Source organism: Borreliella valaisiana VS116, from assembly GCF_000170955.2.
Classification (GTDB): Bacteria; Spirochaetota; Spirochaetia; order Borreliales; family Borreliaceae; genus Borreliella; species Borreliella valaisiana.
In genome coordinates this window covers 68,014-83,571 of the sequence record NZ_ABCY02000001.1, presented here as the reverse complement: position 1 = coordinate 83,571, position 15,558 = coordinate 68,014, and the positions used below count along the sequence as shown (strand labels likewise).

The window sequence follows — 15,558 nt, the reverse complement described above, 5'->3', positions numbered from 1 at the left end:
AGACCCCAAATATTTTAGGGGTTTTTATTTTTCAAGCATATTTTCTCCGTTTTTTCTATGTTCAATTGCTTCAAGTAAGGCTTCTCTTGAAATATTTTTTTCTTCCTTTAAATCGGAGATTGTTCTTGCAATTTTTAGTATTGAATGTGTTGCTCTTGAAGATATGTTGAGTTTGTTTAGAATGTAAATTAAATCATTTTTTAAGATTGCACTTAATTCGCAAAATTTTTCAATGTGATCGGAATTAAGATCGGAGTTTTTATTTATGTTTGCAAAATTTTTGTATCTTATATTTTGAATATTTCTTGCTTTTATTATTCTTTTTTTTATTTCGCTTGAACTTTCGCTTGTTTCGCTGAGTAATTTTTCATTATTAATTGCTCTTGTTGGGACTCTAATATCAATTCTATCAAGCATTGCAGCTCCGAGTTTTTTCCAATAATTTGAAATTTCTTGTTGTGAGCAAAAACAATCTGTATTTTTTTTGCCAAGATTTCCACAAGGGCAAAGATTCATTGCAAGCATTAGTTGGAAATTGGCGGGGTATTTGAATAACTTAGAACTTGCTCTTGAGATTGAAATTGATTTGTCTTCAATAGGTTCACGTAAAGATTGTAAGATGGATTTTTTAAATTCTAAAGCTTCATCTAGAAATAATATTCCATTATGGGCAAGAGACACTTCTCCAGGTAAGGGATTTGGACCTCCTCCAATTATTCCTTCTTTACTAGCAGTATGGTGAGGATTCCTAAAAGGTCTTTGTTTTATTATTTTTCTGTCTATTAATTTTCCCGATATTGACCATATTCTATTTGTTTCTATCAGCTCTTTGTTTGTAAGTGGAGGTAGAATAGATTGGGCGCACTTAATACTAAGTGTTTTACCGCTTCCAGGTGGACCAAATAACATTATGTTATGTCCCCCGGCAATTGCTATTTCAATTGCTCTTTTTGCTCTTTGTTGTCCTTTTATATTTTTAAAGTCATAATCTAAAATACAATCTTGTTCGATTTTTGGCTGTGGTTTAATGTTTGTTCTTGGGGGAAGTATATTGTCGTTTAATTGTTCTATTATTTTTACACTTTCTTTTAAATCTTTAACACCCCAAATATTCAAGCCGTCTATTAGGAGAGCTTCTTCTAAATTTTCAAAGGGAACTATTGCAAATTTTATTTCCTTTTCTTTGGCAAGAGCAATGGCTGGCAAAACCGCTTTTATTGATCTTATTTTGCCATCTAATTGTAATTCTCCCAATACTAAGATTTCTAAATTCTCATTATTTTTGCTTTCTTGGATTTTAATAATGCTAATAGCAATCGAAAGGTCAAAAGCTGTTCCAAGCTTTTTAATTCCAGCTGGTGCAAGGTTTATTAATATTCTATCTTTGAGAAGATGAAAATTTGAATTCTTGATAGCTGATTTTACTCTTTCTCTTGATTCTTTAATTTCGCTTCCAGCAAGCCCTACGATATCAATTCCAGAAATTCCTTTTTTAATATCTATTTCAATCTCAATTAGTTCTCCTTCATATCCGATTGATGAGTGTGAATAGATTTTCATCTAATAATTCTCCTTAGAGGCTTGTAGTTTTCCAAACTATCTTTTAATGATTTGTACGGCAATAAAAAACAATCTTTTCTATTTGTATTTGTAAATATGTTAAAAATTTTTAAACTTGCATCAATTTCATCTAGATTTGTAAAATCACCGTTTATCACTTTTTGCACTAAGTTTAGGATTTCGGGTTTTGGTTTATTATTGCACAATTTGTTTAAAGCGTTGGCGCTTGCAAGTAAAATCATACATCCAGATGCATGATGTTTAAAATTAAATTTTTCGTTATTTGCTTCTATTGTTTGGAATAAAATTTGATCCCCACATTTAGATTGATGTTTGAAATTTTGGGTTTTTTCTACTTCATTTATTATGTAATTATTTACTTTACTAAGCTTTAATAGTTTTTTTTTAGTTTCTTCAGTGAGCATAATTTAATTCTATTTTCTTTGATTTATTAAATCAATAATAAAAGATATTATGAAAATTTTTACGAGAGCTCTTTTATTACTTTTTTTAACCCCAATACGAAAATATCAATTTCTTCTTGTGTATTGTAAAAATAAAAGCTAGCTCTTAAAAGATGGTTTTTATTTAAATTTTCTGGAAAAAATGCTACATAGGAGCAAGTTTTTCCAGCTCTAGTTGCTATTCCCATTGTATCTAAATAGGTTTCAATATCGTGTGAATGAATATTTTTTACGGTAAATGATATTATTGAATTTCTTTTAAGATTTGTATTTAATAAGAACTCGACTTCATCAAGTTCTTGTAATTTTTTTACGCCATATTCGATTAATTGCTGATCATGTTCTAAAATAAAATCCATAGAAATATTATTGATATATTTTATTGCTTCTTTAAGTCCAATAATTCCCGCAATATTTGGGGTTCCCGATTCAAATTTATTAGGAGCATCGAATGATTTAAATTTAATTTTTTTATTTTCTATGAATATTTCTTCTACAGTATTTCCTCCTAATTTTGAGCTATTAAGCTTTTCAGCCATATTATTTGAAATATATAAAATTCCTATTCCTGTTGGAGCAAGCATTTTATGTCCAGAAAATACCAAAAAGTCACAGCCAATTTTTTTAACATCTATTTTTATATGAGGCGCCATTTGTGCAGCATCTATAAAAAGACTTATATTGTATTTTTTTGCGATTTTCCCAATAGATTCTAAATCATTAATGGTTCCCAAAGTATTATTTATTCCTGAAATACTTATGAGTTTTGTTTTTTCTGTAATAAGTTTTTCAATTTCTTCAGGGGTAATAATTCCCATTTCATTGAATTTAGCAAGCTTAATTGTTAGATTGGATAATTTTGCAAGATTTGCCCATGGCAGCAAATTACTATTATGTTCAAGAGTTGTAAGAATAATTTCATCTTTTTTTTTAAAGTATTTTGAGTAAAAAAATGAGTTTGCTATGATGTTAATTCCATCTGTAGTTCCAGAGGTAAATATTATATTTTTTGCAGATTCTGCATTAATGAAATTTTTTACAAGTTCTCTTGTTTTTTCTATTGTTATGCTAGATTGAATTGCAAATTTGTGACCGCTTCTATGTACATTTGCGTTGTAATTTTCATAATATTCTATGCTAGAGTAAATTACTTTTTTGGGTTTTTGCGAAGTTGCTGCATTGTCAAAATAAATTATATGCTTATTGTTAAATTTTTTATTTAAAATAGGAAAATCTTTTCTTAAAAACTTGACCTTTTCAGCGTTGCTTTTTATTTGTTTAAAGTCCATAATCCTTACAAGTTCCTTTGTTTTAATTTTTAGTTTTAATAATTATATCATTATTTTTTATTTCACAAAAAAATTTAAAATGATTATTAATTAATAATCATTTTTTTTAAATTAGAATTTATTTTTGTATGGATTTTGTTTATTGGCTATGTTTTTTGATTATGATATACTCGTTTATATGAAAGAAGTAATTTATAGGTTTGAAAAAGTTGAAGATTATAAATTGGTTCCTGTTAACAATATTTATGGGAATGTAACTAGCACGGGAGAGATTTTTTGTGATCTTGTTTTCGAGTCTACAGAGATTTCTGAAGAGATTGCTTACACAAAAACCAAAGAAGGTGTTTTAGAAGAGGCTTCAAAAGAATTAAAACGTGGAGAAGAGGGAAAAATAGTATTAATTAACTCTTTTATAGGAATTTCTATTACTAAGACTACTGCCAGAAATATTGCTTATTGGCTTTTAAAAAAAGTTGATGAATTAGAAGATAATGAATAGTAAAACGTCTGAAGATAGAATTAAGATTTATTTATCAAAACTTAGGAAGCATAGAAATAAAATTTTAACCAAAAAGAGTATTAAAAATATTATTGAAATATCAGGTATTTCTGATAATGATATTGAAAATATAGAACTTCATTTTAAAAGATCTTATACTCGAGTTAAAAGATTTTTTGATATGGGTAGGGTAGATGTTGCTTTTAGAGAGCTTGAATCTATTTATTTTTATTCTCTTCACGATAAATCGATGTTTAGTTCATTTTTTTTTCTTTTTAAAGAGATTACTGATAAGGTAAATACTAAAGAATCTAAAAAAAAAATGATTCATGTGAGTTTACAAGCAAAAGAATTTGGAATAAAAAACGATTTAGATTTAATCAACTATTATGAATTTAAAAAATCCAAGAACAGAATGTTAATATTAGCTTTGAGTTCTATCTTGATATTTTTTATTTCTTTGATCACTTACAGATCTTTTCAGAGTTTCATTGGTTTAAATGGGAATGGTAAAATGGCTTTAAAAGAAAAATTTACCCCTTCTTTTACATTACAAGGTCTTCCTCCTATTACTATGGCTACTGATTTAGTAGTTGAAGCTGCTAATCTTATTTCATATCCCAAAGACTTATATTACATAGAAATAGAGGACGCTAAAGTTTTAGTGTTTGAAGATGCACATTTGTATCAGCTTAAAGCAGGGGTTGTCTCAACAACGCATCCTGTTAAAAAGATTTCTTATAGAGTTACAGTTTATGATGATCTTGGCAAATCTGTGTTTAACCAAGTTTTTGACAAAGAAAGTGATTTTGCTGCAAAATGGGGTAAAAATGTTTATATTCCAATTGATGTTATATCAAGCATACCAAGAGCTATTGATGTTAATCCTAAAAAAATAGTATTAGATATTATTGAGATTGATTTTTTTGAGAATGTTGGTGATAAAATTGGTGTAGATCTTGACTCAGATTCTTTTATATTAAAATTTAAATATATTGGAAGTTATTTTAAAGAATCTTTTGGGATTTGTAAGGTAAATACTGTGATAGAAGTTTTCAATTCTTCAAAAGATGTTATTAAAAATTTGGAGATTGAAATTGGGTATATTGATAAGGAAGATAGAATTATTAGGTCTTTGAGACGTAAATTAATCTCTTCTGCAAATTCTTTTTTAAAATCTAAATCTAAACAGAGTTTCACAATTAGTACGATTTTCCCAAGTGAAATTTATCCCACTATTGAAAAGGATTTTTCATCTATTAAAATTTATAATGTTCTGATTAAATAGAGCTTTAAACTATCTTAAAATTTCTTTTTCTTTTAAATTTGAGATAATGCTAAGCGGAATCAGTGTGGTTAAAATGGTTATTAACATATATAAGCCAAGAAGTATTAAGTTAAAGCTCAGGCTTAAATTTATTTGAAATTCCGATACGTAGTATTCTGAGTTTAATATTTCAGAATTTTCTTCTCCAAATATTTTTAAAAATAGGTTTAAAACATTATCAACAAAGTTTATTAAATAGGATATTTTAAGTGTTAAATAATTTCCAATTATTATTCCAATTCCACAAAAGGTAGTGCTTAATGTGAGCGATATCAAAAGAAATATTATTTTTATGTTTAAATTATTCATTCCAATTGATTTTAGTATTGCAATTTTCTTTTTATTTTCAAAAATAAGCATTGAAAGAGACGAAGACATATTGATGCTTGCAAATATTATAATCAAAGCCATAATGAATATTAAAAGTTTTTTACTTATATCTAGATTATTATATTTATTTAAGTAAAGCTCATAGAATGTTTTTGTTTGGAATTCTTGAAATTCAGTTTCTAAATTTTGTTTCAAGATTTCATTGGTTTTTATGGAATTGGAATTTGTTTTAAGTCCAATTATGCTTTTTGAAAACTTTTTTGACATTAAATTTTCATTTTCAAAAGAAATTAACACTAAATTATTATCAATATCTTTTAGCCCGGTTTCAATTATTCCTGAGATATTAAACTTTTTTATTCTGGGCATTATTTTATTGTTTTTTGTATTTGGAATCAAAATCTCAATTTTTTCATTGAGATTTAAATTAAGTTTATTTTTTATTTGATTTGAAATGAGTATAGAATCCTTTTTTAAATTTTTAGTACCTTTTATTAATTTTATTGATTTGTTTTCCAATATGAATTCGTTTTCTATTGCTCTTATTAGTACACCTTGTTTTTTATTATTTCCAATAATTCCATAAGTTCTTTTTTCAAAAAAATAATTTAAATCTTTGTAATTATATTTTTTTTCAAATGAGTTTAATCTGTCTTTTAGGTAATGAGTTTTATTTGTGTCGTTGTATTCTATTTGTATGGAAAATCCCTCACTTTCAATATATTTATTAATAGTAGAAGTCATAATATTGCTAGACATATAGTAAACAATAATTAATGGAATCATCACTAAACTTAATGATATTCCAGAACCCATTAAAGCTATTTTATTTGTTGAATTTTTAAAAATTATATAAGCAATTTTTGTAATTTCTTTTAGTTTTAAAAGCATCATAGTTTTTTTAATGTCCTATCTTTGAATTCATATTTTGAATCTGCTTTGTTTGCAAATTGAGGGTTATGACTAACTAGTATTAATGTTTTTTTAAAATTTTTTGCGGTATTGATAAGTAGATTTTCTACGGTTTTAGCTGTGCTTAAGTCTAAATTTCCTGTAGGTTCATCACATAAGATTATATTAGGTTCATTGATTAACGCTCTAGCAATAGCGACCCTTTGTGATTCGCCTCCCGAGAGTTCTGAAGGGTAATGATTTGCTCTGTTTTCTATGTCTAGTATTTTCATTAGCTCTAAAGCTTTTTTATTTATTGTTTCTTTTGTTTCTTGGCCCAAGATAATTTTGGGTAAAATTATATTTTCAATTACACTGAACTCATTTATTAAATTATAGTTTTGAAATACTAAACCTATTTGTCTGTTTTTATATAAACTTAATGTTTTTTCATTTGCATTTTTCAAAGATATTCCACACGATATTATCTCTCCAGAATCTATTTTATCAATTCCTGAAATCATATTAAAAAGAGTTGATTTTCCACAACCACTTTTTCCTTGAATTGAAATAAATTCACCTTTTGTTACAGTTAAGTTTAAATTTTCTATTACTTGAATTTTTGTTTTATTTTTTTTGTATGCTTTGCAAAGATTTTTTATAATTAATATATTTTCCATTTTACGATCCATTTATAGTTTCAATGTTTTTTTGACTTCCAATTTTTTTTGTTGCTTTAACGCTTGAATATATTGTGGAAAAGCATGCAAAGCAGAAAGTAAATGCTAAATCGCTTAAAAATAATTTAGGAGTAATTATATTTTTTACTATTTGTATTTTAATGCCATCTATTTCTAAGGCCAATGTTTGATTTAAAAAATTTATTAAAGTGTTTACCAGATTGTCAATTATTTTTAAAATTTCATTTATATTTAAGGAAATTGAAATTCCTAGTATCAAGCCAAGAAGTCCTCCTATAGTGCAGATTATTACTGAGTGAATAAAAAAAATTTGCTTTATTTTGTTTATTCTAAGTCCCATGGCTAATAGTATCAAAATAGCTTTATTTTTATTTATTATTATTCTTTTTTGTAGATAATATGCATTAACGGCAATAACAATGAAAATACTTGTTAAGATAATTAACATTGTATTTCGTTCTATTTTTAATGCTTTATAGAATTCTTTATTGTATTCATTCCAAGTTTTTACTTTAATTTTTGGATTAATAGTTTTGATCTTTTTAATTAATTTGTTACTTGGATTTAATTTTTTTGTTTTTATTTGGTAATTAATGCTAGAATTATGCAAAAGTTTATTTTTAATGAAATAGTCTATATTCATAAAAATTAAAGTTTCATTTATTTTTGCATAATTACTTTTGAAAATTGATTTTATTTTAAATTTTTTTATATCATTTTCTAATGAGATAATGTTTTTTATTTCATCGGTGATTATTAATTCTAGGGTGTCATTTTCGAATAGGTTGAAATTGTAGGAGAGTATATTTCCAATAATGATCTCATTGTTTTTAAGATCCAGTTCAGCTTTTTCAAGTCCTGTAAATGAAATAAAATTTTGGTCTTTCTTGAGATCTGTAATATCAACTGCAAGGATGTTTAAAATAGTTGGATAGTAATAATTTTGAATTCCAATGCCTTGTGTTTCGTATATTTTATTTATATGTTTTATTCCTTCAATATTTTTAATTTCTTTGATTTCTTCTTGAGTAAGTTCGTTTTCTATTTTTAAATTTCCACTTTCTACATTTGTAATGCTAAGAAAAAAGTCATTTTGAAAACCATTCATGATTGATATTGTTAGGATAATTATTATTTCGCCTAAGGCAATGCTTAATATTATTACAATTGTAAGGGCTAGGCTATTTTTTTCTTCTAGTATTAATTTTTTAAGCAAAAAATTTCTTATATTCATTTAATTTGTTCCTATTGGTTTTTCTTCAATGACTTTTCCATTTTTGTGTTTTACTCTAAGAGCGGGTTTTTTATTGTAGTAAATTTCTTCTTCATATTCATTATCATTGTGGTATTCGGTTTTTAGATAAATTATATCGTTTTCATAAATTTTTTTGCTTTTTAATTGATTGTCTTGGTTATATTCGTATTCAATTTTAGTATTGGTGTATTGGTCTTTATCCTTTTCTTTAGTGTTTTGAAAAATTATCATATCAGATGAGTTGTATTGAAAATCATTTGTTTTTATAAGTTCATTATTTTTATATGTTTCTTCTTTAATTATGTTGTTTCCTTGATAGGTAGATATGATTTTTGTATTTTCTTCTTCAAAGATATTTACTGTTTTTTGTTCATCTAGATATTGGATTTTTTCTTTGGATTTTATTTTATTATTAACAATTATTATACCGTTTGAATTTCTTTTTTTGTCATCATATTTTATTACTTTTGTTGTTGATTTTTTGATGTCAAAATATGTAGATTTTATGTCGCCATTAATTCCATAGTTCCAAATTTGAAAATTTGATCCTGTTATTTTTAGTAATTTACCATTTTCGTCTTTAGAATAATATATTAATTTTGGTTTTTGGTTTATTGTTTTTAAGTTTTTGTATATTAAGTTGCCGTTTTCATAAAAGTAATTTGCTGTTTCAAGAATTTTTCCTTTGTTATCATATTCAATTTCTTGTATTTTGTTATATAAATTGTCGTAAACTTCTTCTTTTCTTTTTATATCTTTTGTATCGTAATATGTAATTTTTCTTGTGTTTTCTATGATTTGAATTGTTTTGTATTTTATTAAATCAGTTTCTTTATATAAGTAGAGTTTTTCGGTATCATCAGTAGAATGATACTCAATGTAAAACCCCGTTTTTGGTTTTTCGTTTAATTTTTGGTATTTATTGAAAAATGCATCAGATGCAAAATAGCTTTTTGCATAAATAATTTGTGGTATAAATAAAAGAAGTGTCAATCGGTTTTTTTTCATAGTAATTTATTAAGATATTCATTGATATCAAATTCTTTAATGTCTTCTAGTTTTTCTCCAAATGTAGTAAAGTATATAGGCTTTTTAAGAATTTTTGAAATATTTATTAGTGTACCTGCTCTGGAGGATGAATCAAGTTTAGTGATTATTATTCCATCTATTTCTATTGCGTTATTAAAAATTTCTGCTTGGTTGTTTGTATTTTTTCCAATAGTAGAATCGATTACAAGTATTTTTTGATAATTGATGTTGGTGTTTTTTATTTGCTTTAATATTACATTGTTTATCTTTTGAAGCTCTTTTATTAAATTTTCTTTATTTTGCAATCTTCCAGCTGTGTCAATAATTAATGCGTCGTAATTTTTAAGCTTAGCGCTTGATATGCTGTCGAATATGACAGCTGATGGATCGCTTCCTTGGTTTTGAGATATTATTCTGATTCCAATTTGTTTTCCATAAATTTTCATTTGTTCAATTGCAGCTGCTCTGAATGTATCAGCAGCCGATATTAATATATTTTTGCCTTCATTTTTTAATTTATTTGCAAGTTTTGCTATGCTTGATGTTTTCCCAATTCCATTTATTCCAACTATTAACAAAATGTTTAATTTGTTATTTTCTAGAGTAAATTTTTTTGTGTTAATATAATTACTTAAAAGTTCTTTTAGTTTTTCAATAATAATTTCTTCGTTTTTATTTTTTTCTTTTGTTAATTTGTTTATTATTTCTATTACAATTTCATTATTGATGTCTGATTCTAATAGAATTTCTTCTAAGTTTTCAATAACATTTTCTTGTTGATTACTTTTAAATAAATTTTTTATTTTTTCTAAAATGCCCAAAAGCCTGTTCTCCTGTTTATTAATTGTTAAATCTATTCTCCCAGATTTGCCTCTTTAATATATTCTACTAAATGAGTTATTAATGAAATAAAGCTACCAATAGTTAAAGTGATGCCTGCTCCAAATAGAAATGTTGCAGTCATTTGTTCTGCTTTTGCCATATAAACATCTTCAGCCGCTAATCTTTTATTGATAAAGTGATTTCCAGTTATTTTATAAAGTGTATCTGCATTGTTGTGTAATGTTCCTGCAAAAATGGTTCCTATTGTGCTTAATGTGAAAATAGCCAGATTGACATAAAATTTATCTCTTGCATTGCTAACTCTATTTTTGCTGGTTTTTATCATTTCTATTTCTACTTTATCTTCTTCCTTATTTATTAGCTTAAATCTATCTCTATATCCGTTAGATTTAAGCAAAATGATGTCTTGACTTTCTGGTTTTTCAATTTCAATTGGGGTTTCTCCTATAAATATACCTTTTTTAAAAACTTTAGATTTTACATTACTTGTAATTGCTACTTTTTTAGAGATTGTTCTTTTTAAATCAATATTTAATATTATTGAATCTGCATTTTTAACCTTTTTTTTAATAGAGTGATTTTCAAAATTTGTACTTGTAATTTGTATTTCAATTTCTTTGTTTGGGATTTTAGAAATGTCAAAAATATTATCGTAATAGATTCCTTTTGAAACAAATTTTTCATTTATGTAGATTTTTGCATCCGGGTTGTTTTTGACGTTAATATTGATTTTTAAAAATTCTCTACCCAATATTTCTTTTAAACTGTGCTTTGTTATTTTATCTGCAATTTCATTAATAGAGGATGATGTTTTAAATACTGCTTTTTCAGTCTCAATTTTTTCAGGGGTGATATTGCTGATTTCTAGCAAATAATAATTTTCTATTTTTTTCAGGTCAATATAGTTAATAAAAAATAATTCTTCTCTTATGAAAAATTCTTTGTTTAAATTTGATATGTTTGTTTGTTCTTCAATTTTTTTGTATTTTACTTTTAGTTTGTTTAAATTATTGAAATATTCTGCAAATTTTTTTTGTTTGCTGTTAATATTTTGAATGTCTTTTTTAAGCTCATCAATTTTGGTTTTGGTTTTATGCTTTTCTTTTGCGGTTATTATATTTTGAATTTTTTTTTTATCCATTTCTTTTTTTAATTTACTAATTTCAAGTTCTGTTTTTATTATATCTTGATTTATATAAATATCTTCAATGATATTCTTGTCAGCATTGTTTACAATATGTTCTGTTATTTTATCGTAGACTTTGTTCAATTGTTTTTCAATTCCTTTTTTAAGGTCAATATTTTCTGTTTTTGTATTAATGATATAGGAAAAGTTGTAAATTATATTGCTTTGAGAATTTATTTTGTGTATTGTAAATATTAGTAAGGGTATTACTAGCGTTAGTTTAAGCTTTTCCATTTTAAATACTCTTCTATGAAATTGTCTATATTGCCGTCCATAACCGAAGTGGTGTTTGAATTTTCAAATTTTGTTCTGTGATCTTTTACCAAATTGTAAGGTTGAAATACATAAGACCTTATTTGGTTTCCCCAAGAAATTTCTTTTTTTGTGTCTTGCTTGGATTTATTTTTTTCGTCTTCTTTATTCTTATAGTATTCGTAAAGTCTTGATTTTAAAACTTTCATTGCCATTTCTTTGTTTTTGTGCTGACTTCGGTCGCTTTGAGATTGAGTTACTATTCCTGTTTCAATGTGAGTTATTCTTACAGCAGAGGATGTTTTGTTGACGTGTTGTCCTCCGGCTCCTGATGCTCTGTATGTATCTATTCTTATATCTTCTGGTTTGATTATTATTTCTATTTTTTCATCAATAACAGGGTCAACAAATACTGATGCAAAAGAGGTATGTCTTTTTTTAGCAGCATCAAATGGAGAAATTCTTATAAGACGATGTATTCCGACTTCGCTTTTTAAAAGTCCATAAGCATACTCACCTTTGATTTCTATTGTAACAGACTTTATTCCACCTTCTGCTTCAAGTAAATCAATAAGTTCTGTTTTATATTTTTTCCTCTCAACATATCTTGAATACATTCTGTAAAGCATTGCAACCCAATCGCATGCTTCAGTTCCCCCAGCACCAGAATGAATAGTTAAAAACGCGCCGTTTGCATCAAGCTCTTCTTTAAAGTAAGAAATTGTGAGCAAATCTTTGTACTGTTTTTCAAGTATATTAAATTCGATTTCCAAGCTGCTAATATCTTTTTCATTTTCAATAATTTCGCACAGATCGCCTAAGTCTTTAATTTTGTTGATTAACTCTTCCCACGGATCAATTTTGTTTCTTAAGATACTTTGAGCTTTAATAACTTTTTGGGCTCTTTTAGGATCATTCCAAAAATTTTTCTGGTTTATTTCTTTTTCATATTTTTCAATTTTAGCTTGAATTTCTTTTTTGTCAAAGCTTCCTCCAAATATCTTCGGCTTGTTTAAACAATGTATTTATTTTTTCTTTCATTTTTATTTCTCACTATTATTGATTGTGTATTAATATAATTATATTTGGAATTAAAGATAAAATAAACATTATAAAAAAATATATTGGTTCGTTTTCTAATATTTCGATTTTAGGGTTTTTATCAAAGTTTTTTTTAATCGATGTTATTAAGATTAAAGCTATTAGTATGCCAAGTGCAGACAAAATAATCATTTCTAATCCTTCAAAAAATCCGTTGTTTTTATCAAGTGCAAAAAATGTTATTGCAATTAAGCTGCTATTTGAAAGCATGAAATCGTTTGAATAATTTGATTTTTTATTGTAAATAATAAATATATCATTTAATACTTTAAATGATAATATCAGCACGTAAATTAAAATTACATAAAAAATTGGTATTAAGAACAATAAATTGTTCTTTGCAATCAGTTTATAAAGATAAAATAATATTGAATATATTAATAAAGAGGTAATTGTTATTATTATGTATTTTTTTATTAAGATTGCATTATTTTTTATTTTTATATCCTCAAATCCAATGAAGTGTATTAAAGTTAAGTTGTTAATAATTAAGTATGTAATCAAATTATTAGTCATAGTTTTATTATATCCTTTTCATTCTCGAGAGGAATTTTGAGTGCTTTTTCTTTATTTGTTTTCAAAAAATGCATTATTTTTTTAATTTTTAAGGTTAAACTATATTTTTTTATTAAATTTGAGCTTGCTTGTAAGATAAAAATTGATATTATGACCGATAAAGTTTCAAAAGGAATATAGCTTAATGTTAAAAAGTATATAGATGCCAATAGTGATCCGTAAAGTATTTGCTCAAATTTGAAGTGAGGTGTTATTTGTACTTCTGTAGCTATTGTAAATATTAAGAGCATTGGTATTGGAGAAATAAGTAACGTCAACATATCTGAACTGATGTGGCTTAGTATTCCTATATTATGTGCTATGTACGAGATTGTCATTAAGCTTATATAGAATGACAATGGTATTAATTTATTAATTATATATTTGCCAACTATTAATAAGAGTCCAAAGTAAAGTAAGATAGGAGATATTTTTTTTTCATTATTAACTCCCAAAAGACTTTCAATATGAAATCTTGTCACAATTATGTTGAAAACGGAAAAAATGTTTTTATTTACAAAATTTTCAATTGCATCGATTTTTTTATTTTCATATCTTGTTAAGGTATTCAAACTTTTTAAATTTTTTATGCTTGGATTTGTTTTAATTATTTCGTTCCAGGTTGGAATTATTGATATTGAGTTTTTAAGCCCTTCTTGATAGTTTTGCTTAAAACTTATTGGAAAATTTAATACAAAAAACATAAAAGAAATTAGTATAGGATTTGCTAAAAATGCTGATAGCCTGAAAAAGTAAAAAAATACTAAAAAAGTAAATAATAAGGATGTTATTTTTAGTGTAATTCCTAAATTTAAAGGCAATATAATGCTTATTATTAAGGCATTGTAAACAAAAAAAGACAAACATTTGTAATTAATTTTTAGCATTATTGGTATATAGATTGCTATGCTAATAAATATTAACAGCAAAGTGTCTGTCATAAATTTTGTGTTGTTTAGGAAAGAAAATATTAAACTGGGCAATAATGATAATATGATAGTAAAGTATATATCTTTTAAGTTGTTTTCAGTGTATATTATTCCATTTATTAGATTTTCATTTAGAATTTTACCTTTAATTTCTTTTTTAACTTTATTTATTTCTTCTTCTACTTCTTTATCTGTATATTTAAATATTTTTAATTTGTTGTTATCATTTATTTTTTCATTCTTTAAGTATGAAAAAATAATATTTTCCATTTGCAATGGTGAAAAACTGGGTATAAATAATTCTCTAACTTTGTCATATATTGACTTTTTCTTTAATATGGTGATGCTATAAACATCCCTTGTTATTGGTATGTTTAATGTTTTGATTTTTATTTGGTTGGCTGGGTTGTTTAAAAAAATTTCATATTTTTTTGTATCAATTTTTTCGTTTATTATTTGGCTGAAAGAGGTTCCAATTTTTACTTTCAGTATTCTACTTTTTATTTTTTTATTTCCATTTATGGCTACAAATTTTTCTTTATAAGGATTGTTATTTTTTATAGCAAGATTTGTGTTATATAGATCTTCAATATTTACTAATAAAATATTATTATGAGGATTTATATCATCTTTTGTATTTTTACTGTTGTATAAAAAGTGCATTATCATTTCGTGATTTGTATAAGGATATGCATTTTCTAAATATTTAATTTGTATTTTTCTGTTTTTAAAAATATTTAATTTGTCCAATTCTTTTTTCAGTTCGTCTTTATTTGATATTATTGTTATTTCTTTGAATTTAAATATTTTGTCGATTATTTGGAATCCCGAAAGAATTTCTTCTAATTTTTCTGCCATCAATGCTTCTGAAATATTTGTAAACGCATCTTTTCCATTTGTTAATAAAATCATTTTGTCTATTTTTTTACATTTGTTTATGAATTGAAATAAAGAATTTTCGTTAAACCAAGGGATTCCCAGTTGAATTAATTTTTCTAGGGTTTTTTCTCTTGAAATTTCATCTTCAATTGCGGTTTTTTCGGTTTTTATTTTTCCTTGAAATTTGATTAATGCAGATTTTAATTTTTTCCCATCTGGAAAGTTGGCTGTGTATATTTTTTCTACTATTCCAGATATTGGAGAGTATGTGTACAGTTCTATGTTTGAATTTTTTGATAAAATTTGATTTTCTTCTATTTTTTGTTTTTCAATTATGTATATTATGGATTTTGAATTTTCTACTTCAAGGGGTATTAGTGCATATTCAGGTATTTGAATCTCGTCAATGCTTACTTCATATTTATTATATTTTTTTAAAATTGTTTTTACTTTTTCTAAGTCTAGCAT

Annotated in this window: 14 protein-coding genes; 2 read left to right on the top strand and 12 right to left on the bottom strand. The window is 25.3% G+C overall.

Features of this window, described 5'->3' with window-relative positions:
* Positions 1-24 precede the first annotated feature (24 nt).
* Genes BVAVS116_RS00415 through BVAVS116_RS00405 form a run of 3 tightly spaced genes read right to left on the bottom strand, consistent with a single transcriptional unit; the run spans position 25 to position 3,313 of the window.
* Positions 25-1,560 (bottom strand): YifB family Mg chelatase-like AAA ATPase, encoded by a 1,536-nt coding sequence (locus tag BVAVS116_RS00415; RefSeq protein WP_006068372.1) that lies wholly within the window; start codon positions 1,558-1,560, stop codon positions 25-27.
* Entirely contained in the window at positions 1,557-1,985 is a 429-nt protein-coding gene (locus BVAVS116_RS00410) for an iron-sulfur cluster assembly scaffold protein (RefSeq protein WP_006068259.1), read from the bottom strand. Before BVAVS116_RS00410 ends, BVAVS116_RS00415 begins: the two co-directional genes overlap by 4 nt.
* A 59-nt stretch (positions 1,986-2,044) precedes the next feature.
* Positions 2,045-3,313, bottom strand: coding sequence for a cysteine desulfurase (locus tag BVAVS116_RS00405; protein ID WP_006068568.1), 1,269 nt, complete (start codon positions 3,311-3,313; stop codon positions 2,045-2,047).
* Positions 3,314-3,491: 178 nt separating this feature from the next.
* Between BVAVS116_RS00405 and BVAVS116_RS00400 the strand changes: the two genes are divergently transcribed.
* Together BVAVS116_RS00400 and BVAVS116_RS00395 are read left to right on the top strand one after the other, a co-directional pair.
* Positions 3,492-3,812 (top strand): hypothetical protein, encoded by a 321-nt coding sequence (locus BVAVS116_RS00400; RefSeq protein ID WP_040351356.1) that lies wholly within the window; start codon positions 3,492-3,494, stop codon positions 3,810-3,812.
* Positions 3,802-5,100, top strand: a complete 1,299-nt coding sequence (locus BVAVS116_RS00395) for a hypothetical protein (RefSeq protein WP_095456313.1) — start codon at positions 3,802-3,804, stop codon at positions 5,098-5,100. The genes BVAVS116_RS00400 and BVAVS116_RS00395 overlap by 11 nt, the downstream gene beginning before the upstream one ends.
* A gap of 9 nt (positions 5,101-5,109) precedes the next feature.
* On the opposite strand, the gene BVAVS116_RS00390 is transcribed toward BVAVS116_RS00395, so the two are convergent.
* From BVAVS116_RS00390 to BVAVS116_RS00350, 9 genes are all read right to left on the bottom strand, one after another.
* Positions 5,110-6,363 (bottom strand): ABC transporter permease, encoded by a 1,254-nt coding sequence (locus tag BVAVS116_RS00390; protein WP_006068573.1) that lies wholly within the window; start codon positions 6,361-6,363, stop codon positions 5,110-5,112.
* On the bottom strand, positions 6,360-7,040 hold the full coding sequence (locus BVAVS116_RS00385) for an ABC transporter ATP-binding protein (RefSeq protein ID WP_006068306.1): 681 nt from the start codon (positions 7,038-7,040) through the stop codon (positions 6,360-6,362). The genes BVAVS116_RS00390 and BVAVS116_RS00385 overlap by 4 nt, the downstream gene beginning before the upstream one ends.
* A gap of 1 nt (position 7,041) precedes the next feature.
* On the bottom strand, positions 7,042-8,295 hold the full coding sequence (locus BVAVS116_RS00380) for an ABC transporter permease (protein ID WP_006068856.1): 1,254 nt from the start codon (positions 8,293-8,295) through the stop codon (positions 7,042-7,044).
* A complete protein-coding gene (locus BVAVS116_RS00375; protein ID WP_040351325.1) occupies positions 8,296-9,324 on the bottom strand; it encodes a hypothetical protein in 1,029 nt (342 codons plus the stop codon). It lies immediately after the preceding gene.
* Positions 9,321-10,166 carry a signal recognition particle-docking protein FtsY gene (ftsY, locus tag BVAVS116_RS00370; protein ID WP_006068658.1) on the bottom strand — a complete coding sequence of 282 codons (846 nt, stop codon included), beginning with the start codon at positions 10,164-10,166 and terminating at the stop codon, positions 9,321-9,323. The genes BVAVS116_RS00375 and ftsY overlap by 4 nt, the downstream gene beginning before the upstream one ends.
* Before the next feature lie 32 nt (positions 10,167-10,198).
* Entirely contained in the window at positions 10,199-11,608 is a 1,410-nt protein-coding gene (locus BVAVS116_RS00365) for a hypothetical protein (RefSeq protein ID WP_006068641.1), read from the bottom strand.
* Positions 11,590-12,667 (bottom strand): peptide chain release factor 2 gene (prfB, locus tag BVAVS116_RS00360; RefSeq protein ID WP_148271167.1). Its coding sequence is split into 2 segments (ribosomal slippage): positions 11,590-12,609 and positions 12,611-12,667, totalling 1,077 coding nucleotides; the frame shifts between segments, so codons are not numbered across the junction. The genes BVAVS116_RS00365 and prfB overlap by 19 nt, the downstream gene beginning before the upstream one ends.
* 15 nt (positions 12,668-12,682) lie before the next feature.
* Positions 12,683-13,243, bottom strand: a complete 561-nt coding sequence (locus BVAVS116_RS00355; RefSeq protein WP_006068437.1) for a hypothetical protein — start codon at positions 13,241-13,243, stop codon at positions 12,683-12,685.
* Entirely contained in the window at positions 13,240-15,558 is a 2,319-nt protein-coding gene (locus tag BVAVS116_RS00350) for an RnfABCDGE type electron transport complex subunit D (protein ID WP_006068728.1), read from the bottom strand. Before BVAVS116_RS00350 ends, BVAVS116_RS00355 begins: the two co-directional genes overlap by 4 nt.